Consider the following 24,133-nt stretch of genomic DNA (forward strand, 5'->3'; position numbering starts at 1 on the left):
TGGCGGCGCGCGACCCGTTCGTGCGCCTCGCATCCGGATGCCGGAACGCGCGCGAGAAATCAAAAAAAGTGACGAGCCCCATGCGAGACTCTCGACGTGCGCGATCTCTGGATTGTGCTCGCGGTGCTGATCGCGAGCTGCGGCGCCTCGTCGACCCGCATCGCAGCGCCGCACACTGCGAGCTTCCCGACCGAGCTGCGCGGCTTCCGCTTCGGCATGAATGTCGACGAGGCACGCGCAGCGTGCGCGGGCGAGTGGCACGCGTACGACGTGATGGCCGCCGACCCGGCACATGGGCTGCCGCGCGCTCGCTCCGCGTTCTGTGTGCCGCCGCTGCGCCAGTGGTCGATCGACCTCGATCTCCTCGGAGATCCCGAACGGCTCGCGGTCATCCGTGAGACGCGCAGCGGCTCCGACGCGGCGGACGCGCCCGTCGCGCTCGACACCGCGCGACGCGAGCTCGAAGCGAGCTACGGCGCGCCGACGCGCGTGCGCCGCGGCGAATCCTACGAATGGGAGCTCGAGGGCGGTCGGATCGCGCTCGTGCGACACGCTCCATCGCCCTGCGGTCTCGCGCCCAGCTGGGCGATCTCCGTAGTCTACGGGCCCTCGCGGTGAGACCGCGCGACGTCGTCGCCAACCCCGCGACACGCACGCGGCACGACGTGGTGTTCTCCTTCCTGCTCTCCTCGGCGGGTCGAATTCGGTAGGGTTCCCGCCCCCAAGGAGGATCGATGCTCGAGCTCGAAGGGCTCCACGTGATCGTGACGGGCGGCGCAGGCGCGCTCGGGACCGCAGTGACGCGACGACTGATCGAGCTCGGCGCGCGCGTGCACGTGCCCGCGTTCGACGAGGCCGAGGCGAAGCGCTTCCCGCTCGCGTCGGACCCGCGCGTGTCGGTGCGCGTCGGGTTCGATCTGAGCGACGAGGTGCAGGTCGAGCGCTTCTACGCGCACGCGCCGTCGATCTGGGCGTCGATCCAGCTCGCGGGTGCGTACGCAGGCGGCGGGATCGTCGAGACCACGCCCGCGACGCTGCGCCGTCTGCTGAGCACGAACGCGATCAGCAGCTACCTGTGCTGCCGCGAGGCGGTGAAGCGCATGCGCGAGCAGGACGGGCGCGGTGGTCGGCTCGTGAACGTCGCCGCGAAGCCGGTGCTCGCGCCGAGCGCGAACGTCTCGGCGTACGCCGCCGCGAAGGGCGCGGTCACGGCGCTCACGCAGTCGCTCGCGGAGGAGCTGCGGCCCGAGGGGATCTGGGTGAACGCGGTGGTGCCGTCGACGATGGACACGCCCGCGAACCGCGCCGCGATGCCGAGCGCCGACTTCACGACGTGGCCGAGCGTCGAGGACGTCGCCGAGACCATCGTGTTCCTCGCGTCGCCGCGCAACCGCACGACCAGCGGTGCGTTGATTCCGGTGTATGGACGGTCCTAGGACTCATCGATGACGACGAAGAACGCCCCTCCCCTGCAGCTCGTCGATCCCTTCCTCGACGCGACGAAGGACGAAGCGCCCGCGCTCGCCGCGCAGATCACCGCGCTCGACGAGCGCGGCCGCCGTCAGCTCGCGGGTGTGCTCGGTCGCTTCGGCGGGGCGACGCGCCACGAGCTCCACGCCGGTGATCGTGTGCTCGCGCGTCGCCTGCTCGCGCCGCTGCGCCACGTCGACGCCGACGCGCTCGAGACACTCAACAAGATCCTCGACTACCTCGATCTCGACGCGAACGGACGCCTCGACGACGACGAGATGACGCGCTGTGCGGAAGCGATCGAGCACTTCGCGCGCCTCGTCCCGCCCGCGCACCAGGTGAGCCGCGCCGAGCTCGAGACGCTGCGACGCGTGCTGCGCGCGCTCGATGCGAACGACGATCACCGGCTCGACGCGAGCGAGCGCGACGCGTTCTTCGAGAGCGTGCGCGAGCCCGAGGCGCTGGTCGCGCGCCTCGAGGGCGAGGGCCGCCTCGTGCGCGCGTGAGAGGCTCCGGCGCTCAGCGCGGAACGATCGTGCGATGCACGACCACGGGGCCGGTGCCGTCGCTGCAGACGACGGTCGGCTGCGTCGTCTCGAAGCGCACGGTCTCGCGCTCGTATGCGTAGGTGAGCGGCACGCGGAGCGCGACCGCGTCGGAGGGCTCGACGACCATGATCGTCGGGCTCGTCGTCGCGATGCGTCCGGTGCACGCGAAGAGCCCGGCCGCGTCGAGGATCTGCCAGGTCCCCGCGTTCGTGTCGCTCTGGGTCTCGAACATCACGACCACGCGACCGCGCCGGACGAACGAGTCGAGCGCGCGGCTCCACGACGCGCCCCACTCGCGCAGCTCCGCGTCGGTCGACGTCGTCTGCGCGTAGATCACGAACGCGTCCGCATCGGCGAGCCAGAGCGGCACCTCCTCGGGATCGTCCACCGCGATGCGATCCCAGGTGCGACCGATCCCGTTCGCGACGAGCTGGATCGCCGCGTCGGTGCCGCTGCGCGACGCAGCCGTCGAGCCGCCTTCGAACACCACCACGCGTGCCGGGCTGCCGCGTGCGAGGAACACCGCGTTGCCCGCGAGGCGCCGCATGCCCGCGCGGCTCGTGACGTAGTCGTGCCCGATCGCGACGACGTGTCCCGCGAGCGCGTCCGAGCACTCGCCGTCGATGCAGATGCCCGACGCGCAGACGATGCCGCAGCCGCCGCAGTTGTCGGGATCGCTCGAGACGTCGATGCAGCGCGCGCCGCAGCGCACGAGCGGCGGATCACACGTCGCGGTGCACACGCCCTCGGCGCAGAGCTCGCCGGGATCGCACACCACGTCGCAGCCGCCGCAGTGGCTCGGATCGGTGCGGCCGTCGACGCACATGCCGTCGCACTCGATCTCGCCGAGATCGCAGCCGACCGGGCCGCCGCCATCGCCCATCGACGCATCGCCGGTCGAGCCATCGTCGACGGCGCCGTCGCCGACCGCGCCGTCGTCGTCCTGCGAGCCCGCTTCGCGCACCCGGCGACCCGCGTCTCCGTCGATCGGGATCTCGGCGTCGAGATCGTCACCGGCGTCGTCCGTGCCCGCGTCGATGGCGGCGTCCATGCCGCCCGCGTCCATGCCCGCGGTGCACTCGAGCTCGGTCGCGCAGCGATCGCCACAGCGCACCAGCCCGTCGGCGCACTCCGCGCCGACGATCGCGTCGCAGCCTGCGATCATCATCGCGACCAGCGCGAGCGCGAACATGCTGCGCTTCACGGCGTCTCTCCTCCCGCCGGCCCGCTGCGCGCGAGCACGACGAACTCCACGCGACGGTTGCGCGCGTGCGCTTCCTCGGAGTCGCGCGTGTCGCGCGGGCGCTGCGTGCCGTAGCCCACGACCTCGATCATCTCGCTGGGCATGCCGAGCTCGACGAGCTCGTCGCGCACGCGCTCGGCGCGGCGCTCGCTCAGCTCCTGGTTGTACTCGGGGTCGCCGCGCGTGTCGGCGTGGCCCTCGACGCGCACGCGCAGCCACTCGGGGTGCTGCCGATAGAGCTCGACGATCGCACCGAGCACCGGCTGCGCGGAGTGCTTCACGCGCGCGCGCTGGAAGTCGAAGAGCACCGTCTCCTCGAGCACGATGCGGTCGTCGATCATCTGGATGAGGCCTTCGTCGGGGCAGCCGTCGTCGTCGTCGACGCCGTTCACCACCTCGGCCTCGTTCGGGCACGCGTCGCGGGGATCGAGGAAGCCGTCGCGATCGTTGTCGAGCTCGGGGCAGCCCTCGTCCTCGAAGCCGTCGAGATCCTCGGGCTCGATCGGACAGGGATCGTTCGAGTCGGGGAAGCCGTCGCGATCGTTGTCGAGCTCGGGGCAGCCGTCTTCGTCCTCGAAGTCGTCGTCGTCCTCGGGCTCGTCGGGGCAGCCGTCCTCGTCGTCGTAGAGCCCGTCGCGGTCACGATCACCGCGCGGCGGGACCACGGGCGGCGGCGGCGGCACGCGTCGATCGAAGAAGACCCACTCCATGCCGACGGTGAGCAGGTACGCTGGACGATCGTCGAGCGGATCGTCGAAGTGCATCACGTGCTGGAAGCGCGCGAGCGGTCCGAGGCGCACGTCGTCGATCTCGAAGTCCCAGCCGAGCCCGACCTCGAACGCCGGTCGCACGAGCTCGCCGGTGACGACACCGCCCGCGTCGATCTCGACCCACGCGCCGCGCGCCCGCTGGAGGTCCGACGAGAACCATCCCTCGGGGCGCAGCCGCAGGCCGATCGTGAGCCCGTACGCGGCGCCGATCCCGGGATCGCGCAGCGACGTGTCGGCGGGCGGCGGACCATCGGAGAGCAGCAGCCCGCGCAGCCGGAACGTGGGGATGAGCCACTCGTTGACCGGCGTGTGGAGCGCGAGCGCGAGCGTGCCTCCGGGGCCGAAGCGATCGCTCTGCGGCGACGCGAGCGGGATGCTCACGCCACCCTCGACCCCGAGCAACACCGGCTCGTCGGCGCGCGCCGTCTGCGCTAGCGACGCGAGGATCGCGAGCACCACGAGAGACGAGCAGCGCGCGGCGCGCCGCCGCGGAGGGCAAGTCACGCGATCATCGTATCGGAATCCCGCGATGTGGCGGAAGAAGAATTTCGCGCACAGCGCGACGTTCCGCCGTCACTAGAACCAGCGCACCACGCTCCGGCAGGGAAATTTCACCGCAGAGATCACAGAGGGCCGCAGAGAAAGAAGAGCTCTTTCTCTCTTCCGATCTCCGCGGCCCTCCGTGGTGAATCTCGACGACGCGGCGCGCTCGTCAGACGTCGAGCGCTTCGGAGTCCGCCTTGGCCGCGCGCTCCATGATGAAGCGGAAGCGCTGCGACGCGTCGCGGCCCATCAGCTCGTTCAGCACGCGATCGGTCTCGAGCTCCTCGTCGATCACCACGCGCAGCGCGCGGCGCTTCTTCGGATCGAGCGTCGTGACCTTGAGCTGATCCGCGTTCATCTCGCCGAGACCCTTGAACCGCTGGATCACCGGTTTGATGTTCTTCGGGAGGCTCGCGAGGATGCGCTCCTTGTCCGCGTCGTCGAGCGCCCAGTGCGTCTCCTTGCCCGCGTTGATGCGGTAGAGCGGCGGCTGCGCGATGTAGACGTGACCGCCGCGGATGAGGCCCGGGAGCATCCGGTAGAAGAACGTCAGCAGCAGCGTCGCGATGTGATGCCCGTCGCTGTCGGCATCCATCAGCAGGAAGATCTTCCCGTAGCGAAGCTTGCTCGCGTCGAAGTCCTTGCCGAGCCCGCAGCCGAGCGCGGACACGATGTCCTGCAGCTCCTTGTTGCCCATCACGGCCGCGTTGTTGGCGCGCTCCGCGTTGAGCACCTTGCCGCGCAGCGGGAGGATCGCCTGCGTCTTGCGATCGCGCCCCGCCTTCGCCGAGCCACCTGCGGAGTCACCCTCGACGAGGAAGAGCTCGCTGGTGCCGGGGTCGGTGCTCGAGCAGTCCGCGAGCTTGCCCGGAAGGTTGAGGCGGTGGCTCACCGCCGTCTTGCGCGAGACCTGCTGCGACGCCGCGCGCGAAGCCTCGCGAGCACGCGCCGCGAGCACGATGCGCGCGACGATGTTCTCGGCGACCGACGAGTTCGAGAGCAGCCACTGCTCGAGCGCGGTGCGCACCACGCCCTCGACCTGGCCCGCGACCTCGGGGTTGTTCAGGCGATCCTTGGTCTGCCCCTGGAACTGCGGCTCCGCGACGTAGACGCTGACCAGCGCGACCACGCCCTCGCGGATGTCCTCGGCGGTGATCGTCACGCCCTTCGGCTCGATCTTCTTCGCCGCCATGAACGCGCGGATCGCCTTGTTGAGCGCGCTCTTGGTGCCCGCCTCGTGCGTGCCGCCGTTGCCGGTCGGGATGCCGTTGGCGAACGTGATGATCTTCTCGTCGGGCGACTCGGTCCACGTCAGCGCGAGCTCGAGGCGCGGCTCGTCCTCGCGCTCCAGCGTGAACGGCGCGGGCTGGATCGCCTTCTGGCCGCGCTCCGCGACGAGCTTGCCGAGGTACTCGACGATGCCGCCCGGGTGGTGGAACTCCCAGCGCTCGCCCGACTTCTCGTCCTTGAGGACGACGTGCAGGCCCTTGTGCAGGTAGCTCTTCGCCTCGAGGCGCTGCTTGATGACGTCGAGGTCGAAGACCTGCTTGCCGAAGATCTGCGGGTCGGGGCGGAAGTGGATCTGCGTGCCGCGCTTGCTCGTCTTGCCGTTCTTCTTGAGCTTGCTGGTCGGCGCGCCGCGCTCGAACGTCTGCTGGAACTCCTCGCCGCCCTTGCGCACGTACGCGACGAGGTTCTCCGAGAGCGCGTTCACCACGCTCGCGCCGACGCCGTGGAGACCGCCGGAGACGCGGTAGTTCTTGCCCTCGAACTTGCCGCCCGCGTGGAGGATCGTGAGCACGATCTCGAGGCCGGTCTTCTTGAACTTCGGGTGCACCTCGAGCGGGATGCCGCGCCCGTTGTCCGTGACCGAGACGCCCTTCTGATCGGCGTCGAGCACGACCTCGATGCGATCGGCGTGGCCGTTGATCGCCTCGTCGACCGAGTTGTCGAGGATCTCCCAGAGCAGGTGGTGATAGCCGGTCTTCGCGGTGTCCCCGATGTACATCGCGGGGCGCTTGCGCACCGGCTCGAGCCCCTCGAGGACCTCGAGATCGCTCGCCGTGTAGTCACCGCCCTTCGGGGGGCGCACGCTCGCGGCCTTGCCGTTCACGTTCGGGCTCGCCATCAACCCTTCTCCTCGATGCTCGGGACCGTCGGCTCGACGGGATGCACGCGGACCGCGCGGCCGCGCTTGAAGAGCTGACTGCCCGTCCCGCCGCGCGCGACGAGGTGGTGCCACACGGTGATCTCGTACGTCTTGCCGCTCTCGTGCTCGAGCACGAGCGGCGCGTGCGAGTCCCTCATCAGACGCGCGCCGAGCACCGCGTCGTTGGGATCGTCGAGCTTGATCAGCTTCACACCCTTGCCCGCGCCGGCGAGGATCGACACTTCCTCGGCCATGCACATCAGCGCGTGGCCCTCGGCGGTCGCGCACGCGAGCTTCTCGTCGCCGCGGCAGACGTCGACGTAGACGACCTCGTCACCGCCCTTCGGGAAATCCGGCGTGAGGCGCACGTACTTGCGGCCCGCGCGCGTGCTCGGCTCGCGATGCGCGCGCAGCGAGAAGCGCATGCACATGCCGCCCTTCGTCACCGCGAGCGCGTACGGCGGCTGCGGCTCGGGCGCGTTCTCGATCTCCGGCGGCACGTCGAGCTGGCGCGGATCGAAGCTCAGCATCTTCACGATGCGCTCGCCGTCGGCGAGCTTGAACATCGTCTGCACCGGGTTGCCGTAGCCGGTCGTCGCCTGCACGTCGACGATGCGGCACACGTAACACGCGCCGAAGCTCGAGAAGAACGCGACGCTCGCCTTCGTGCTGCCGAAGACGACGTCCTGCACCGCGTCGCCTTCACGCACGCGCGTGCTCGCGAGGTCCTTCACGCTGCCCTGGCGCTTCACCCAGCCCTGCTGGCTGAGCAGCACGAACGCGTCCTCTTCGATGATGAACGCCTCGGCGTCGTACTCGGGCTCGTTCGCGTCACCGACGATCTTCGTCGCGCGCTTGTCGCCGTACGTCGTCTTGAGCTCGAGGAGCTCCGCGCGGATCAGCTTCCAGCGCGCGTCCTCGCTCGAGAGGAGCTGCTTGAGGCGCTTCTCTTCCTTGCGCTTCTCCGCGAGCTCTTCGCGGATGACGTTGATCTCGAGCTGGGCCAGTCGATAGAGGCGCAGCTCGAGGATCGCGTCGACCTGCTCCGCGCTCAGCTCGAAGCGCTTGATGAGCTTCTCCGCCGCGTCCGCCTTGTTCTGGCTCTTGCGGATGATGCGGATCGTCTCGTCGAGCGCGTCGAAGATCGTGACGAAGCCCTCGAGGATGTGGATGCGGCGCTGGACGACCTTCAGGTCGTAGCCGAGCCGGCGCACCACGACCTGCATGCGGAAGTCGAGGAAGTGCCGGAGCATCGCCTTCAGATCGAGGCGCTCCGGCGCGGGGACCTCGCCGCCCGCGCCCTTCACCGGCACGAGGCACGTGAGGTTCACCTGCACGTTCGTCGACAGCGGTGTGTGCTTGAAGAGGTACGCCATCACGAGCTGCGGATCGGTGCCCTTCTTGATCTCGCAGACGACGCGCGTCTCGTCGGTCGACTCGTCGCGCACGTCGAGGAGCACCGGCAGCTTCTTCGCGATGATCACCTCGGCGATCTTCTCGACGATCGTCTTGCGCTCGATCGCGTAGGGGATCGACGTGATGACGATCTGCGGGTTGCCCTTCTGCGGCTCCTCGAGCTTCCAGGTGCCGCGGACCTTCACCGAGCCCTGGCCCGTCGTGTAGACGTCCTCGAGCTCGCGCTTGGTGGAGATCACCTGGCCGCCGGTCGGGAAGTCGGGGCCCTTGATGAACTTCAGGATCCCCTTCACCCCGAGATCGGGCTCGTCGATCACCGCGATCGTCGCGTCGATCACCTCGCCGAGGTTGTGCGGCGGGATCGACGTCGCCATGCCGACCGCGATGCCCGAGCTGCCGTTGACCAGCAGGTTCGGGAAGCGCGCGGGGAGCACGACCGGCTCTTCCTCGACGCCGTCGTAGTTCGGCCGGAAGTCGACGGTGTCCTTGTCGAGCTCGCTGAGCAGCTCGCCCGCGGCGCGCGAGAGCCTGCACTCCGTGTAGCGCATCGCCGCGGCGCCGTCGCCGTCGGCGTTGCCGAAGTTGCCCTGCCCGTCGACGAGCGGCACGCGCAGCGTGAACGGCTGCGCCATGCGCACGAGCGCGTCGTAGATCGAGCTGTCGCCGTGCGGGTGGTACTTACCCATCACCTCGCCGACGACGCGCGCGCACTTCGAGTAGCGAGCGTCGGCGCGCACGCCGCCGCGGTGCATGCCGTAGAGGATGCGGCGCTGAACGGGCTTGAGGCCGTCGCGCACGTCGGGGAGCGCGCGAGAGGTGACGACCGAGAGCGCGTAATTGAGATAGCGCTTCTGGGTCTCCTCGGAGAGGGATGCGTCCTGGATCTGCATATTCGATGGGGGAGGCGGGGGCCGTCCGGGTGCTTGAGGCGCTCCGGGCGGCGAGTCGAACAGCGAGAGCTGATTGCGCGGTTGCGTCATACGAGCCACGCGCTCCTGGACCTGCGTTCAGGCCCGGACGGGCGCTCATAGCAGGGTTTTCGGCGACGACGCAAGGAACCGGCGCGTGGGGGCCCCGCGCCCGGGACGCGCCCGATCGGGCCGGCGCGCGTCCTCAGGGCCGCAGCGCCAGCTTGCCGACGGTCGCGCGCGCCCCGAGCGCCGCGAGCACCCTCGGGCCCTCGGCGAGATCGTGCACCGCGGGTCGGCCCGGCGTGAGCACGCCGGCGCTCTCGAGCGAGCGCAGCTCGCGCATCAGCTCGTCGAAGATCTCCGGCGCGGTCTGCATCAGCACGCCGATGTGCAGGCCGATCACGTGGATCGGGTGCTGGAAGTTCAGCTCCCAGTTCGTGATCGCCGCTTCGCCGCTCGCGACGCCGAAGACGACCACCCGTCCCGTGACCCGCCTCGTCGCTGCGATGCTGGCGCGGAAGGTCTCACCGCCGACCGACTCGAGCACGAGATCGGCGCCTCTGCCGTCGGTGAGACGCAGGACCTCGGCCACGAGATCGGCGGTGCGAGCGTCCACCACGCGATCGGCGCCGAGCGCGCGCACCGTCTCGTGCTTGCCCGCCGACGCGGTCGCGATGACGGTCGCGCCGTAGTGCTTCGCCAGCTTCACCGCGGCCTGACCGACCCCGCCCGCGGCCGCGTGGATCAGCACCGTTTCACCCGCAGCGATGCGCCCGATCGGCACGAGGGCGGCCAGCGCGGTCGCCCAGTTCAGCACGAGCCCGAGCGCCTGCTCGTCGGCCCAGCCTGCGGGCACCGGTGCCACCGCGGCCGCGGCCATCACCATGTATTGCGCGAACGCGCCGGGGCCGATCCCGATCACGTGTGCGCCGAGCTCGAGACCGACCACGCCCTCACCGAGCGCGACGATCTCACCGGTGGCCTCGAAGCCCGCGACGTAGGGAGCGCTCGGGCCGCCGTGGTACGTGCCGAGCGTCTGCATCAAGTCGGCGAAGTTGACGCCCGCGGCGGTGACGCGGATCAGGACCTCGCCCGGACCGGGGCTCGGCACCGGTGCGTCGTGGATCAGGCGCATGTCCTGTGGGCCGTTCAGAGAGGGCTGCAGGAGCGCGCGCATGGTGGTGGGAATGCTCATCGGTGCTCACCTGGGGAAGCAGCCAGCGCACCGCCACCCCGCACGAAACGTGACAAGCAGACGTTACGTGCGTGGCGCACGGTCGCGCGAGGAGGTGCCGAGTGAGGGATCTCGAGGGCAGGATCGCGGTCGTCGCTGGCGCGACTCGGGGCGCGGGGCGTGGGATCGCGGTGGCGCTCGGAGAGCGCGGCGCGACCGTGTACTGCACGGGGCGCAGCGTGCGCGGGGCGATCGCGACCTCGGGGCGCAGCGAGACGATCGACGAGACCGCGGAGCGCGTCACCGCGGCGGGCGGGCGCGGGATCGCGGTGCGGGTCGATCACACGCGCGAGGACGAGGTGCGCGCGCTCTTCGGGCGCGTCGAGCGCGAAGCGGGACGGCTCGACGTGCTGGTGAACGACGTGTGGGGCGGCGACGCGAAGATCGACTTCGGCAAGACGTTCTGGGAGCTCGACCTCGCCAAGAGCGCGGGGCTGATCGAGCAGGCGGTGTGGTCGCACGTGATCACGTCGCGGCACGGCGCGCCGCTCATGGTGCGCGCGAACCGCGGGCTGATCGTCGAGGTGACCGACGGAGACTCGCTCTCGTACCGCGGGAACCTGCTCTACGACCTGGTGAAGACGAGCGTGATCCGGCTCGCGATGGGCATGGGGTACGAGCTGCGCCGCACCGGGATCGCGGCGGTCGCGGTGACGCCGGGGTTCCTGCGCAGCGAGGCGATGCTCGAGAATTTCGAGGTGAGCGAGGCGAATTGGCGCGACGCGATCGCGAAGGAGCCCGACTTCGCGGTCTCGGAGACGCCGATGTTCGTGGGGCGCTGCATCGCGGCGCTCGCGGCGGACCCGAACGTGACGGCACGCTCGGGTCGGGTGTACGCGTCGTGGACGCTCGCGCGCGAGTACGAGATCGACGACGTGGACGGCACGCGCCCCGACTGGGGCGCGCACTTCGCGTCGAAGTACGGCCCCGCGAGCCCGTGCGGCGAGGCCGTCTATGCCGAGGTGAACGGCGGCATGTTCGCCACCGTGTACCCCGAGTGGCCGAAGCTCAGCGCCCCGTGAAGCGGCCTTCGCGGCGCTCGACGAACGACATCAATCCCTCGCGCGCGTCGTCGGTCGCCATCAGCTTGCGCGCTTGATCGAGCAGCGCGCGCGCCGCGGCGGGCTCGCCTTCGTGCTCGGCGATGCGCGCGCTCTCCAGCGTCGCGTACACGCCGAGCGGCGCCTGCTTCGCGATCGTCTCGGCGATCGTGATCGCGCGCTCGGTCTGCTGCCCCGGCGCGACGACCTCCTGCACGAGCCCGAGGCGGAGCGCTTCGTTCGCGTCGAAGGTGTCGCCGGTCAGCAGCCAGCGCATCGCGTTGCCCCATCCGGCGCGCGCGGGGAGACGGATCGTCGCGCCGCCGAACGGGAAGATGCCGCGCTTGATCTCGATCTGGCCGCACTTCACGTCGCTCGCCGCGATGCCGACGTCACACGCGAGCGCGAGCTCGATGCCGATCGTGAGGCAGTAGCCCTGGATCGCGATCACGACCGGCTTGGTACGCACCCGGCCGCGGAGGCCGAGGGGATCGACGCCGCCCTCGGGGAAGAGCGCGGCGCCGCTCGCGACCGCGGGCCCGACCTCCGCGAGATCGAGGCCCGCGGTGAAGTGATCGCCGTTCGCGTGCACGATCGCGCAGCGCACGTCGGGATCGTCCTCGAACGTCGTGTACGCCTCGGCGAGCTCGCGCAGCATGAGCAGATCGAATGCGTTGCGTTTGCTCGCGCGATCGAGGGCGATGCGGGCGACGTGGCTCTTCGTCTCGTAGCGGATGCGCTCTGCCATGTCGGTGGGGTACGCGAGCGCGCGGCCGGGATCAACGACTACACTCCGCCGCCAGAGAGTGCCCGCTCCATGTCGCGGATCCACGTCGTATTGAATCCGAACTCGCGCAAGAACCGCGGGCGTGATCGCGTCGCGAGGCTGCGCGAGATCCTGGGCCCGCGCGGCGAGGTGCACGTCACGAGCGCCACCGAGGCGCTGCCGCCGCTGCTCGAGCGCATCCTCGACGATGAGCTCGCCTGCCTGGTGTCGGACGGCGGCGACGGCGCGCTGCACTGGGCGCTCAACGCGGCGCTGCCGATCGTCGCGCGCAACAGGCGCACGCTGCCGATCGTGCTCCCGACGAACGGCGGGACGATCGACTTCGTGGCGCGGAAGGCGGGCGTGCACGGGCACGCCGAGACGCTGGTGACGCGCCTGGTGCGCGCGCTCGATCGTGGCGCGCTCGAGACGATCGAGGTGGGCTCGCTCGAGCTGCGCGGCGTGCACGTGGGCGGCACGCCGTTCCACCGCATCGGGTTCGCGCTCGCGGCGGGCGGCGTGGGGCAGCGCTTCTTCGACAAGTACTACGCGGATCGCGAGCCCGGCGCGGCGACGATCGTGAAGGTCGCGGCGCGCACGATCGCGTCGCTGGCGCGCGGCGGCGAGTACGCGCGCGACATGTTCCGGCCGCACCACGCGCACGTGTGGATCGACGGCGAGGAGCTCGCGACGACGACCCACGGTGCGATCCACGCAGGCGCGTTCCACGTGAACCTCGGCGGCGTGTTCCGCGTGTTCCCGCTCGCGCGCGAGGTGGGCGCGCTGCACTTCCAGGCGGGCGCGATCTCGCCCGCGCAGATCGTCGCGAACGTGCCGCAGCTGGTGCGCGGCGGCGCGATCCGCGCGCCGGAGATGAAGGACGTGCGCGGGCGCGAGATGGTGATCGAGGTGATCGGCGACGAGCCGCTGCGCCCGGTGCTCGACGGCGAGATCTACGAGGGGCTGCGACGCTTGGAAGTGCGGAGCGGGCCGGTGGTGCGCATCGCGCGGGTCTGAATGCGCATCGGGCCCTACGAGGTGATCGCGCCTTTGCGCAGCGGGGGGATGGCGAGCCTGGTGCTCGCGCGTCGCATCGGCGCGCGTGGGTTCGCGCGGCTCGTCGCGATCAAGCGGGTGCACGAGCATCTCTCCGACGATCCCGCGATGATCCGGCGCTTCGTGGACGAGGCGCGCTTGTCCTCGGCGATCGCGCATCCCGCGGTGGTGCGGGTCGAGGATCTCGTCGAGCACGAGGGCGAGCTGCACCTCGTGATGGAGCACGTGCACGGCGTGACGCTGGGGCGCGTGATGGATCGGCTGCGCGCGCGTGATCGACGGATGAAGCCCGAGGTCGCGGTCGCGATCGCGGCGTGGATCGCGGAGGGGCTCGAGGCCGCGCACCAGGCGCACGACGCGGAGGGCCGGTGGCTCGGGCTCGTCCATCGCGACGTGAGCCCGAGCAACGTGCTGATCGCGTCGAGCGGGCACGTGAAGCTGATCGACTTCGGCATCGCGAGCGCGCGAGTGCGCGAGCACGAGTCGACGATGGGGCACGTGCTCGGGAAGCTCCGGTACGCGGCGCCGGAGCAGCTGCGTCGTGATCCGCTCGACGCCCGTGCCGACGTGTACGCGCTGGGCGTGCTGCTCTGGGAGATGCTGACGTGCGAGGCGCTCTTCTCGGGCGGGCACGACGCGCTCGCATCGGGGCGGCCGGCGATCGATCCGCCGAGCCGGCACGCGCCCGAGGTGAGCGAGGCGCTCGATGCGGTGGTGCGCGAGGCGCTCGCCGAAGATCCGCGGCAGCGCATCGCGAGCGCGCGAGCGCTGCGGGACGCGCTGCGCGCCAGCACGCCCGAGTGCGCGGCGATCGGCGCGCCCGAGATCGCGGCGATGCTGGAGGCGCTGGTCGGGGAAGATCTCGCGCGCGCATCGCAGGAGCTGCCGATGGAGGCGCGCACCAGCCCGGGCGCGGTGAGCACGAAGGCGCTCGATCGGACGACGGTCTCGCGCACCGCGCCGGCACCGATCGTGCGGGCGAAGAAGAAGGCGCGCGCCGGCACGCCGTGGGCGACCTACGCGATCGTCATCGCGGGACTGATCGTCGGCGTGATCGCGGGCGCGCTGCTCGCGCGCTGATCACCGCAGGCCGTGCTTCTTGAGCAGCTCGAGGAGGTACGCGCGATCCATCTTCGCGCGGCGCGCGGCCTCGCTCGCGTTGTTGCGCGACCCGGCGATCAGCGCGCCGAGGTACGCGCGCTCGAACGCGTCGAGCGCGGCGGCGCGCGCCTCGCGATAGCTGCGATCGAGATCGACCTGCAGCGCAGTGCCCTGCGCTCCGCTCGCCGAAGAAGCCGCCCGCGGTGCGGCGTCGTCGAGGTGGAGCTCGCCGAACGCGAGCGCGCTCTCCACCACGTTCCGCAGCTCGCGCACGTTGCCCGCGAAGGGATGGCGCCGCAGCGCGTCGAGGCTCGTCGCGTCGAACGGCATCGCGGCGGGATCGCCGGTGAGCTGCGCCGCGAAGTGACGCGCGAGCGGCTCGACGTCCTCGGGGCGATCGCGCAGCGGCGGGAGCACGAGGCGCGCGGCGGCGAGACGGAAGTAGAGATCGGCGCGGAACGATCCGGCGTTGGTCGCCTCGCGCAGATCGCGATGGGTCGCGGCGACCACGCGCACGTCGACCGCGATCTCGCGCTCGCCGCCGACGCGCCGGAACCGACGTCGCTCGAGCACACCGAGCAGCGCGGGCTGGAGCTCGGCGGGGAGCTCGCCGATCTCGTCGAGGAACACGGTGCCTCCGTCGGCGCGCTCGAACGCGCCCAGGTGGCGGCGATCCGCGCCGGTGAACGCGCCCCGCTCGTGCCCGAAGAGCTCCGACGCGATGAGCGTCGGCGCCATCGAGCCGCAGTCGACCACCACGAGCTCGCGATCGCGGCGCGGTGAGAGCGCGTGGATCGCGCGCGCGATCACTTCCTTGCCGGTGCCGGTCTCGCCGAGGAGGAGGACCGACGCGCTCGTCGGTGCGATGCGGTGCAGCGCGCGCACGACCGCCCGCATCGCCGCGCTCTCCGCGATCACGCCGGGGATCGCGGCGGGCTCGATCTCGCGCGCGACGACCTCGCGCTCCGCTCCGTCGTCGACGACGAGCACGGTGTCGCCGAGGCGCAGCTCGGTGCCCGCTGCGACGATCGCGCTCTCGATGCGCACCGCGCCCGCGATCGTGCCGTTCGAGCTCGCGAGATCGCGCACTCGGATCCCCTCGGGCATCGCGGCGAGCTCGACGTGGTAGCGGCTCACGGTGGGATCGCGCAGCCGGAGCTCGTTGCCCTCGCTGGTGCCGATCGCGAGCGTGGCGCCGGCATCGCAGCTCGCCTCCGCGCCTGCATCGGGCCCGCGCACGACCCGCGCGCGAACGGTGCGAACCCGGCGCGGCGGCTTCCGCGGCGCACGGACGGTGCCGTCGTCCTCGAACACGCTGCTCCCTCTGGCAGGCATCGTAGCCGACGGATCGGCTACCATCACCGCCGTGAGGCTGCTCCCGCTCGCGCTCGCGGCGGCGATCGTGATCGTGTCGATCCCAGCACGCGCGCAGGTCGGCCACGTGCGAGAGCGTTTTCGTGAAGGCGTCGCGGCGGCCGAGGCCGGTCGCTGGGAGACGGCGCTCGAGGCGTTCGAGGAGGTGTACGCGCTGCACCCCGCGCCCGCCGTGCTCTTCAACCTCGCGGGGGCGCTCGCGCAGAACGGCCGATTGCGCGAGGCGGCCGACGCGTATCGACGCTTCGAGCGCGAGACGCCCGACGCGTCGCTGCGCGCCGCGGCGGAGCACGAGCGAAGCGCGGTCGAGGCGCGCCTCGCGTTCGTCGACGTGCACGCGGAGGGCATGCAGCCCGGCGATCGCCTCGCGCTCGATGGCGACGTGCTGGGCACGCATCCGCGCTACGAATCGCTACCGCTCGATCCCGGCGAGCACGAGGTCGAGGTGCGCCGCGGCGAGCGTCGTGTCGCGAGCGAGCGCGTCGTGATCGGCGAGGGCGAGCGGCGCGAGATCGTCGTGGCGGTCGCGGCGCCCGAGGCGCTGGTGGTCGGGCCGGTGCGCGAGGAGCCGCGCGGCGAGCCGTGGTTCGAGTCGCCGGTGCTGTGGACGATCGTCGGCGTGGTGATCGTGGGCGCGGGAGTGGGCATCGGCGTCGGCCTCGCGACCAGCACGCCGCAGGGCCCCGGCGCGCCGATCACGGATCGCGGCCCGCTGGGGGTGCGATGAGGCGCGTCGCGCTGGCGATGCTCGCGCTGATCGCGCTCGCCTGCAGCGAGCCGCGCTCGTACCTCGTCGTGGTGATCGACGTGGAGCCCGCGCTGCGCTCCGACATCGACGCGATCGAGGTCGCGATCCGCGGCGCGACCGAGCAGCGCCCGGTCGAGCGCATCGATCCCGCGATCGACGCGCTGCCGCTGACGATCGGCCTCGAGGCGCAGGGCGCGCTCGCTCCGGTGATCGTCGAGGCGCGCGCGCTCCAGGGCGCGACCGCGCGGGTCACGCGACGGGTGCGCACCGGGTTCGTGCGCGGCGAGATCCGCACCGTCCACATCCGCCTCGAGAGCGTCTGCCTCGACGAGCCCTGCGACGACACGCGCACCTGCATCGCGGGCACGTGCGTGGACGACGCGATCCCGCCCGCGTCGCTGCCGCCCTGGACCGGAACGATCGGTGATGCCGGCGCACCGTTCGATGCGAGCGCGCCGATCGACGCCACGACGCCGATCGACGCGGGCACCGACGCGACGATCCCCGACGACGACGCGGGCCCGCCGCCGTTCGAGCCGCTGCCCGGGCCGATCGCCGCAGGACAGGACCACACCTGCGCGGTGAAGGACGCGCGCCTCTGGTGCTGGGGCGGATCCGACGAAGGCCAGGCCGGCGCCGCGAACGGCGCGACCGCGGTCGAGATCGATCTCGCGGGGGTCGCCGGGGTCTGCGCGGGGATGCGCTTCACGTGCGCGTGGACGCTCGAGGGCGAGGCGTGGTGCGTGGGCCTCATGGACGGCGCGACCGAGCCCGTCTTCCGCAGCGCGAGCAAGCGCCCGATGACGCTGCCCGCCGGCGCGCGCGCGCGGATGATCGCGTGCGGATACGACCACGCCTGTGCGCTGCTCGACGACGGTCGCGTGACCTGCGCGGGCCGCGGCACCGAAGGACAGCTCGGCGACGGCCTCTCGATCGACGCACCGCTGACCGCACCGGTGATCGCGATCCTCGACGCACGCGCGGCGCGCATCGGCGCGGGCGAAGGACAGACCTGCGCGCACCTCGAGGACGGTCGCGTCGCGTGCTGGGGCGACAACGATCTGCTGCGCGCCGGCGGGCCCATGACGCTCGCCGAGGTCGCGACGCCGCGCGACGTGGAGTCGATGCCCGTCGAGCTCGCGGGGACGAGCGCGCTCGCGGGCGGTGGGGGCCACACCTGCGCGGTCGCGGGCGGGACGCTCTACTGCTGGGGCGCGAACACGCACGGCGAGCGGGGCTGTCTGCCGACCAGCCCGCGCGCGGTCGCGACCCCGGCCCCGGGCGCGACCACCGGCGCGAGCGAGGTCGCGCTCGGCCTCGATCACACCTGCGTGCTCCTCGGCGGCGCGGTGCACTGCGCGGGCGACGACTTCTACGGACAGACCGGGCGCGATCCCGCGGGAGGCGCGACCGACTGCACGATGGTCGCGGTGACGCAGCTCGCGGGCGAGAGCGCGACGCACGTCGCGGCGGGTCGCTTCCACGCGTGCGCGATCCTGACGAGCGGCGACATCGCGTGCTGGGGCCTCAACCAGCGAGGACAGCTCGGCGCGGCCGGCGCGGACGGCTGGACGGTGCGGCGCTCGCGCCTGCCTTGATCACGGCAGATCGGTGAGGATCGGCGTGCCGTGCACGACCGCGGGCGCGCGCGGGGCCGGCTCGTCGGGCTCGCGCGCAGGCGTCGCGGTGCCGCGTCGGCGGCGTGCACGGCGCGCGCGCGAGGGCGTCTCGTCGACCACCTCGGGCTCGCTCTCGGGCGCCGCGATCGCCACGCCGGCATCGCTCGGCGCGATCGCGTCGACGACCACCGGCGCGACCACGTCGTGCGGCGGCAGCTCGCTCGCGCTCACGATCGGCGGCGCGGTCTCGCTGGGCGGCGCGGGCGTGCTCGCGACCCACGTGCCCACCGCCGCGCCGATCGCCACCGCGACGAGCGCGAGCGCCACGCGCGCCCCGACGCGCCGCGCCGACGTGCTCTCGCTCGCCAGCGACACGTGGCTGGCGCTCGCGGGGGCGGTGAGCGTCGCGAGCACCTCCTCCGCCGAGCGCGGACCGCGCGCCCCCTCGCCTGCCAGCGCGCGCGTCGCTTCGTCGGGCAGCTCCGCGATCACGCGCGCGAGATCGTCACCCACCGCGCTCTGCACCAGCTCCGCGATCGCCTCGCTCTCGACGGCGAGCGCCTCGGGCACCGCGGCCGCGAGCGCCCGGCGCATCTCGCGCACCGACGCGAAGCGCGCGCCCGGCTCGCGCGCCAGCGCCCGCATGACGACCGCCTCGAGCGCCGGCGACACCGCCGCGGCGTACGTGCGCGGCGACTCGACCTTCGGATCGGCGGCCGCCTTCAGCATCTCGAGATCGCCCGCCACCGCGAGCAACCGACGCCCGGTCAGCATCTCCCAGAGCATCACGCCGAGCGCGTACTGATCGGCGCGCGCGTCGACGTCCTCGGCGCGCGCCTGCTCGGGCGCCATGTACGCGATCTTGCCCTTGATCCCGGCGCTGCTCTCGGTGTCGCCGATGCGCGCCTTCGCCACGCCGAAGTCGATCAGCTTCACGTGGCCCTGCACCGAGACGAGCACGTTCTGCGGGCTCACGTCGCGATGCACGATGTCGAGCGCGCGCCCCGCCTCGTCGCGCGCGTCGTGCACCGCGGCGAGCCCTTCCGCGATGCGCATCGCGATCGCGACCGCGGCGCGCACCGAGAGCCGTCGCTCGCGCTTGCTCAGGGTGCGCAGCAGCTGCGAGAGCGAGCAGCCGTGCACGTACTCCATGACGAGATAGAAGAGCCCCGCGCTCTCGCCGAGCTCCTCGACGTGCACGACGTTCGGGTGCGCGAGGTGCGCCGCGATGCGCGCCTCGTGCACGAACATCCGGATCATCGCGGAGCTCTCGGAGAGGCCCGCGCGCACCACCTTGATCGCGACGAGCTTGCGGAACCCCGCCGCACCGCGACGTCGCGCGAGGTACAGCGAGGCCATCCCGCCCGTGCGCAGATGCGCGAGGACCGTGTAGCTCCCGAGCGTGTCGGACGGCTGGAGCACCGCGGAAGAACGACCCTACGGAGGTCGCGCCGCGAGCGCAACCAGCGATCAGTAGTCCGAGAAGCCGTCGTCGAGATCCGTCGCGCCGGCGGCGAGGCCCTCGATCTCCGCCAGCACTGCGTCGAACGCCGCGTGATCGCCACCCGGCTCGGCGCGATCGAGCCACACCCGCATGTCGCGCGCGCCCGCGAGCGTCTCGTCGCGCCGGTAGATCGTCCCGGTGCGCGCGAGCTCGTCGCGCACCAGCAGCAGCGCCATGCGCGCGGCGTTCGCGAGCATCCGCGCGCGCGGCGCGAAGCGCGGATCGCTCTCGGGCGGCTGGTGGAAGCTCGTCTCGACGTGCTTCGTGATCACGAACGGACGCGGGCTCGCCCAGCGGCCGTGCCCCGCGAGCGCGATGCCCTCGGCGTGCATCCACGCGCCGTCGTCGACGCGCGCCTTCTCGACCATCAGGCGCGCGACGAGGAACGCGTGGTGGACCTTGTGGCGCGGCAAGAGGCGCGCGAGGAAGTAGTCGCCGGTGATCGTCGCGCGCGCGTCCTCGGTCGCGATGATCGCGGGGTCGTACTGCCAGCCGATCCAGAACCAGCCGCGCGCAAGCTGCTCGCTCTGCTCCTCGCGCGCGTCGTCACCCTCGATCAGCGTCGCGTCGACCTCGGGCGGCAGGACCATGCACGGCGAAGGCGTGTCGCAGTGCAGCGGGTTCTGCCGGACCGCGTCGCCGACGATCCAGAACGGATTGCGCGCGATCGCCTGCGCGCGCATCGGCACGCGCGCCGCGCCCCGCGCGCCTCCCCAGGGATCGAGCGGCGTGATCTCCCGCGCCCGCAGCATGTGCGAGACGAGCTGCACCGAGAGGTACTTGCGGCGCATCAGCTCGTTCGCGAGCGGCGTGGTCTCGACGATGCCCTCCGCGTCCCACGACTCGCTGAGCGCGTCGACGCGGTCGTACCAGGCCCAGAAGCGCGCGGGGGTCGGCTCCGCGAGGTACGCGTCGATCAGCGCGAACCACTCGTCCTCCATGCCCTCGCGCGGCTCGCGCGCGATCCCGGGGATCCACTCGGTGATCACCCGGCGGTCCTCGCCGTGGAAGCCGTCCTCGGTCCAGCGATCCGCGAGCACGCCGACGCGGAGCGTGCGCAGATCGATCGACGCGAGCTGCTCCGCCGCGGCGCGCGCGTCGTCGAGCGTCGTGATCGGCGCGCCGAGGATGCGCAGATCGTGATCGTCGCGGAGCGACTCGAGGAACGCGGTGTCGCGCCGATCCGACTCGAGCCCGGGCGTCGGCGTGGTGCTCGGCGGGAGCGGCTCGAAGCCGGGCTGCAGCGGTCGGAAGCGGTCGGGGTGCAGGGGCCGCGCGATGGCGTGTCGCTCGCGCTGTGCATGGACGAGCGCGACGATCGCGCGCGCGTCGTCCTCGCTGACGTGCGGCGCGGCGCGGCGGAGGATCGTCGCGTCGGAGTAGCCGATCGCCGCGAGATCGATCGCGTCGGGCGCGTGACATCCCGCGCAGCTGCCGCGCGGACCGCGGGCGCGGAACGCCTGCATGCCGCGCGCGATCACCGCGTCGAGCTCGGCCTCGCTGCGCGCGCGCGTCGGGTCGTAGCCGGCGCCGCAGCGCGGGTCGCCGCTGCTCGTGATCGAGCCACCGCGCAGCACCGCGTAGTCGCGCGCGAGCACCTCGTCGCTCACCTCGCTCGCGGCGAAGCTCGGCATCGCCTCGGGCCCCGTGCGCACCGCCGCGACGAACGCCTCGAGCGTCGCGACCTCGCGCAGCGAGGGGTACTCGGCACCGCCCTCCCCGCCCGCGCCGTGGCACCCCGCGCAGCGCTCGCCGAACGATGCGGAGAGAGCACCCTCGGACTCGATCACCGGAGGACAGAGGACCGACTCGGGGTACGGCAGCGCGATCGGATCGCGCGGATCGATCGGCGTCGGAGTCGACCCTCCATCGACGCTCGGCGCGATCCCTCCGTCGCTGTCGATCGGTGGATCGCCCGGAGACATCAGCGCGCCCTCGCACCCGACCAGCGCGACCACCACGAGCACCACCAGCGACGTGCGCATGCGTGCCCACCGAGCAACCGGCACGCCACCGAATCACCAAATGTTTCCGCTACTTCCGCCTGCGGCTCCAGCCCGCACCCGATGGCTCGCCCCTGTAGGCTGCAGCCTACGATCGCGCGCCGCGCCTCGCGTTTCGCGGCGAACGTGTGCTGGCGTGTGCGTTGCTGAACGAGGGGCTCGGAGGTGCTCCGTGAACCGCTCCGCGATGGTCGCCGCGCTCGTCTCGCTGCTCGCGACTGCATGCACCGGCAACGTGATGGACGACGGCGACACCAACGACGCCGGTCTCCCACCGCTCGACGACGGCGCGACCCCGCCGCCGCGCGACGGCGCGACGCCCGACGACGCGTCCACTCCACCGCCACCCGACTTCGTCGATCCCGATCCCGCCGATCTCGAGCCCGGCGTCACCTGCGGCTCGTACGCGACCGGCGCGACCGACGTCGTCCCCATCGGCACGCAGTACCGCGCGCCCGAGCTCGAGGGCCCGCTCCCGACGCACCGCTCGTGGAGCTCGGTGGGCTGGGACTTCCGCAACGCGTTCCCGCACTCGAACAACCTCTACATGCACCCGATCAGCGCGCGCGCGGAGCGCGACGGGCTCGGCGTGCGTCACCTGCCCGCGCCGAGCGTCACGCCCGACGGTCGCTTCTACGAGCACATCCTCCCGATCCCCGCGCAGCTCGACGCGCTGCGCATCGGCGTGCAGGGCCTCGACGCGCCCGACACGCGCCTCGCGGATCACAGCGACTGGACGTTCACCGCGCGCTGGAGCGACGGCACGCGCGAGCTGCGCGCCACGCTCGGCTCGGGCCTTCCGTTCGCGTACTTCCGGGTGCGCGGCGGCGCGGCGCGGGTGTCGATCAACGCGGCGTTCCGCGCCGGCGCGCGCATCGTGCTGCGCGAGGGGCCGCGCCTCGTCATCGAGATCGAGGGCGTGCGCTACGCGATCTTCGCGCCGAGCGGCGCGACCTGGCGCGACGGCGCGGAGGGCGAGCTGCTCGCGGATCTCGGCGGTCGTGATCACCTCTCGCTCGCGGTGCTCCCCGATCACAACGACGACACGCTCGAGTTCTACACCGAGCACGCATACGCGTTCGTCGACGACACGCGCGTGCGCTGGGCCTACGACGAGGCGCGCGGCGAGGTGCGGGTGCGCTACGAGGCGCACGCGACCGCGGTCGAGCCCGGCGCGAGCGACGTGCCGCTGATGGCGCTGATGCCGCACCACGCGCGCCACAGCGACGCGCGCCTCGCGGACCTCTACTACGCGTCGCCGCGCGGTCGCCTGCAGGTGCTCGAGGCGAACGCGTTCGAGACGCGCGTGCCGTTCCGCGGCGTGTTGCCCGCGCTCCCGCTCGCCGATCGCGCGCACGACGCGCGCCTCCGCACGCTGCTGCGCGAGGTCGATCTGAACGCCGCGTATCCCGCGCCCTCGTACGCGACGGGCAAGCTGCTCGGGAAGTACGCCGAGCTCCTCGTCGTCGCGGAGCAGCTCGGCGAGACCGAGATCCGCGATCGCCTGCTCGCGCGGCTGCGCCAGGGGCTCGAGCAGTGGCTCTCGCCGAACGACGGTGGGCCCTCGCGCCTCCGTTATCTCGATGCGTGGTCGACGATCGTGCCCGAGCCCGCCGACTTCGGCGCGGCGACCGAGCTCAACGATCACCACTTCCACTGGGGCTACCTGCTGCACGCGGCCGCGCTCGTCGCGCTGCACGATCCCGCGTGGGCCGAGGCGTGGGCGGGCTCGCTGCTCTGGCTCGTGCGCGACGCGACGAGCCCGCTGCGCGACGATCCGATGTTCCCGTTCCTGCGCACGTTCGATCCGTGGGAAGGCCACTCGTGGGCGAGCGGTCACGCGGGCTTCGCGCACGGCAACAACCAGGAGAGCTCGAGCGAGTCGATGCACTACTCGAGCTCGCTGATCCTCTTCGGCGAAGCGACCGGCAATCGCACGCTGCGTGATCTCGGCGTGTACCTCTACGCGGTCGAGGCGACGTCGATCGCGGAGTACTGGCTCGACGTGCACGACGACGTGTTCCCCGAGTCGTTCCAGCACCCGGTGGTCGGCATCGTGTGGGGCGCGGGCGGCAGCTACTCGACGTGGTGGACCGCGGAGCCCGAGGCGATCCACGGGATCAACCTGCTGCCCTTCCACGGCGGCTCGCTCTATCTCGGTCATCACGCGGCGCACCTCGGACGCACGCTCGATCACCTCGTCGAGATGAACGGCGGGCCCGAGGGCACCGGAGGCGGTCCCGACGACTGGGTCGACGTGATCTGGCTCGCGCGCGCCTACGCCGATCCCGACGACGCGTGGGCGCGTTACTCGGCGCGCGCCGACAGCTATCCGGTCGAGGCCGGACAGACCCGCGCGCACACGCTGCACACGCTCGCGACGCTGCGCGATCTCGGGCGCATCGACGCGACGGTGAGCGCGAGCGCGGCGACCGCGGCGGTGTTCGATCGCGGCGGCACGCGCACCCACGTCGCCTATCACGCGGGCTGCGAGGGCACGCGCACCGTCACGTTCGGCGACGGCGCGAGCGTCGAGGTCCCGGCGCGCACGCTGATCGCGGAGCGCGGTGGCGCGACCGTCGCGACGATCTCGCTCGGGAGCTGCACGGCGGGCCCGCCGCCTGCCTGCCCGTGAGCG

The 24,133-nt window shown here is 72.0% G+C and carries 18 protein-coding genes; 9 read left to right on the top strand and 9 right to left on the bottom strand.

Translation table 11 applies throughout. The features are described from left to right. Positions 1–96 precede the first annotated feature (96 nt). The 3 genes from I5071_RS13045 (at position 97) to I5071_RS13055 (ending at position 1,976) form a co-directional block, all read left to right on the top strand. Entirely contained in the window at positions 97–618 is a 522-nt protein-coding gene (locus I5071_RS13045) for a hypothetical protein (RefSeq protein ID WP_236605766.1), read from the top strand. Positions 619–734: 116 nt separating this feature from the next. Continuing rightward, positions 735–1,436: an SDR family NAD(P)-dependent oxidoreductase gene (locus tag I5071_RS13050; protein WP_236605767.1), complete on the top strand. Its 702-nt coding sequence runs from the start codon at positions 735–737 to the stop codon at positions 1,434–1,436. A gap of 9 nt (positions 1,437–1,445) precedes the next feature. After that, on the top strand, positions 1,446–1,976 hold the full coding sequence (locus I5071_RS13055; protein ID WP_236605768.1) for a hypothetical protein: 531 nt from the start codon (positions 1,446–1,448) through the stop codon (positions 1,974–1,976). A 13-nt stretch (positions 1,977–1,989) separates the two neighbouring features. On the opposite strand, the gene I5071_RS13060 is transcribed toward I5071_RS13055, so the two are convergent. The 5 genes from I5071_RS13060 to I5071_RS13080 form a co-directional block, all read right to left on the bottom strand. Further along, on the bottom strand, positions 1,990–3,222 hold the full coding sequence (locus I5071_RS13060; RefSeq protein WP_236605769.1) for a hypothetical protein: 1,233 nt from the start codon (positions 3,220–3,222) through the stop codon (positions 1,990–1,992). Beyond that, positions 3,219–4,535, bottom strand: coding sequence for an OmpA family protein (locus tag I5071_RS13065; protein ID WP_236605770.1), 1,317 nt, complete (start codon positions 4,533–4,535; stop codon positions 3,219–3,221). Before I5071_RS13065 ends, I5071_RS13060 begins: the two co-directional genes overlap by 4 nt. 208 nt (positions 4,536–4,743) lie before the next feature. After that, on the bottom strand, positions 4,744–6,702 hold the full coding sequence (locus I5071_RS13070) for a DNA gyrase/topoisomerase IV subunit B (RefSeq protein ID WP_236605771.1): 1,959 nt from the start codon (positions 6,700–6,702) through the stop codon (positions 4,744–4,746). After that, entirely contained in the window at positions 6,702–9,029 is a 2,328-nt protein-coding gene (locus I5071_RS13075; protein WP_236605772.1) for a DNA gyrase/topoisomerase IV subunit A, read from the bottom strand. Before I5071_RS13075 ends, I5071_RS13070 begins: the two co-directional genes overlap by 1 nt. A gap of 223 nt (positions 9,030–9,252) precedes the next feature. Continuing rightward, positions 9,253–10,245 (bottom strand): zinc-binding dehydrogenase, encoded by a 993-nt coding sequence (locus I5071_RS13080; protein ID WP_236605773.1) that lies wholly within the window; start codon positions 10,243–10,245, stop codon positions 9,253–9,255. 101 nt (positions 10,246–10,346) lie between these two features. Here I5071_RS13080 and I5071_RS13085 point away from each other — a divergent pair, with 101 nt between their 5' ends. Further along, complete coding sequence (locus tag I5071_RS13085; RefSeq protein WP_236605774.1) at positions 10,347–11,306, top strand: SDR family oxidoreductase; 960 nt, start codon at positions 10,347–10,349, stop codon at positions 11,304–11,306. Here the strand turns inward: I5071_RS13085 and I5071_RS13090 are convergent. Next, positions 11,293–12,072 carry a crotonase/enoyl-CoA hydratase family protein gene (locus I5071_RS13090; protein WP_236605775.1) on the bottom strand — a complete coding sequence of 260 codons (780 nt, stop codon included), beginning with the start codon at positions 12,070–12,072 and terminating at the stop codon, positions 11,293–11,295. The genes I5071_RS13085 and I5071_RS13090 overlap by 14 nt on opposite strands. A gap of 69 nt (positions 12,073–12,141) precedes the next feature. On the opposite strand from I5071_RS13090, the gene I5071_RS13095 reads away from it, so the two are divergent. Both I5071_RS13095 and I5071_RS13100 read left to right on the top strand, forming a co-directional pair. Next, the gene (locus I5071_RS13095) at positions 12,142–13,107 is read left to right on the top strand and encodes a diacylglycerol/lipid kinase family protein (RefSeq protein ID WP_236605776.1); all 966 of its coding nucleotides are present in this window, start codon (positions 12,142–12,144) and stop codon (positions 13,105–13,107) included. Then, complete coding sequence (locus tag I5071_RS13100) at positions 13,108–14,226, top strand: serine/threonine-protein kinase (RefSeq protein WP_236605777.1); 1,119 nt, start codon at positions 13,108–13,110, stop codon at positions 14,224–14,226. On the opposite strand, the gene I5071_RS13105 is transcribed toward I5071_RS13100, so the two are convergent. After that, positions 14,227–15,582, bottom strand: coding sequence for a sigma 54-interacting transcriptional regulator (locus I5071_RS13105; protein ID WP_236605778.1), 1,356 nt, complete (start codon positions 15,580–15,582; stop codon positions 14,227–14,229). It lies immediately after the preceding gene. A 31-nt stretch (positions 15,583–15,613) separates the two neighbouring features. Between I5071_RS13105 and I5071_RS13110 the strand changes: the two genes are divergently transcribed. Together I5071_RS13110 and I5071_RS13115 are read left to right on the top strand one after the other, a co-directional pair. Then, positions 15,614–16,348 carry a tetratricopeptide repeat protein gene (locus tag I5071_RS13110; RefSeq protein ID WP_236605779.1) on the top strand — a complete coding sequence of 245 codons (735 nt, stop codon included), beginning with the start codon at positions 15,614–15,616 and terminating at the stop codon, positions 16,346–16,348. Beyond that, entirely contained in the window at positions 16,345–17,967 is a 1,623-nt protein-coding gene (locus I5071_RS13115) for an RCC1 domain-containing protein (protein ID WP_236605780.1), read from the top strand. Before I5071_RS13110 ends, I5071_RS13115 begins: the two co-directional genes overlap by 4 nt. On the opposite strand, the gene I5071_RS13120 is transcribed toward I5071_RS13115, so the two are convergent. Beyond that, positions 17,968–19,410, bottom strand: a complete 1,443-nt coding sequence (locus tag I5071_RS13120; RefSeq protein WP_236605781.1) for a serine/threonine protein kinase — start codon at positions 19,408–19,410, stop codon at positions 17,968–17,970. It abuts the gene before it with no gap. 48 nt (positions 19,411–19,458) lie between these two features. Continuing rightward, a complete protein-coding gene (locus I5071_RS13125; RefSeq protein WP_236605782.1) occupies positions 19,459–21,477 on the bottom strand; it encodes a c-type cytochrome in 2,019 nt (672 codons plus the stop codon). A 190-nt stretch (positions 21,478–21,667) separates the two neighbouring features. Between I5071_RS13125 and I5071_RS13130 the strand changes: the two genes are divergently transcribed. Beyond that, on the top strand, positions 21,668–24,130 hold the full coding sequence (locus I5071_RS13130; protein WP_236605783.1) for a glycosyl hydrolase: 2,463 nt from the start codon (positions 21,668–21,670) through the stop codon (positions 24,128–24,130). Positions 24,131–24,133 lie beyond the last annotated feature (3 nt).

The sequence above is a fragment of the Sandaracinus amylolyticus genome (assembly GCF_021631985.1).
Lineage (GTDB): Bacteria > Myxococcota_A > Polyangia > Polyangiales > Sandaracinaceae > Sandaracinus > Sandaracinus amylolyticus_A.

Bases quoted from the DNA above. Each gene is read 5' to 3' on its own strand.
- I5071_RS13055 (WP_236605768.1), top strand. From the start codon at position 1,446: ATGACGACGAAGAACGCCCCTCCCCTGCAGCTCGTCGATCCCTTCCTC.
- I5071_RS13075 (WP_236605772.1), bottom strand. From the start codon at position 9,029: ATGCAGATCCAGGACGCATCCCTCTCCGAGGAGACCCAGAAGCGCTAT.
- I5071_RS13105 (WP_236605778.1), bottom strand. From the start codon at position 15,582: ATGCCTGCCAGAGGGAGCAGCGTGTTCGAGGACGACGGCACCGTCCGT.
- I5071_RS13095 (WP_236605776.1), top strand. From the start codon at position 12,142: ATGTCGCGGATCCACGTCGTATTGAATCCGAACTCGCGCAAGAACCGC.
- I5071_RS13100 (WP_236605777.1), top strand. From the start codon at position 13,108: ATGCGCATCGGGCCCTACGAGGTGATCGCGCCTTTGCGCAGCGGGGGG.
- I5071_RS13050 (WP_236605767.1), top strand. From the start codon at position 735: ATGCTCGAGCTCGAAGGGCTCCACGTGATCGTGACGGGCGGCGCAGGC.
- I5071_RS13115 (WP_236605780.1), top strand. From the start codon at position 16,345: ATGAGGCGCGTCGCGCTGGCGATGCTCGCGCTGATCGCGCTCGCCTGC.
- I5071_RS13125 (WP_236605782.1), bottom strand. From the start codon at position 21,477: ATGCGCACGTCGCTGGTGGTGCTCGTGGTGGTCGCGCTGGTCGGGTGC.
- I5071_RS13090 (WP_236605775.1), bottom strand. From the start codon at position 12,072: ATGGCAGAGCGCATCCGCTACGAGACGAAGAGCCACGTCGCCCGCATC.
- I5071_RS13080 (WP_236605773.1), bottom strand. From the start codon at position 10,245: ATGAGCATTCCCACCACCATGCGCGCGCTCCTGCAGCCCTCTCTGAAC.
- I5071_RS13070 (WP_236605771.1), bottom strand. From the start codon at position 6,702: ATGGCGAGCCCGAACGTGAACGGCAAGGCCGCGAGCGTGCGCCCCCCG.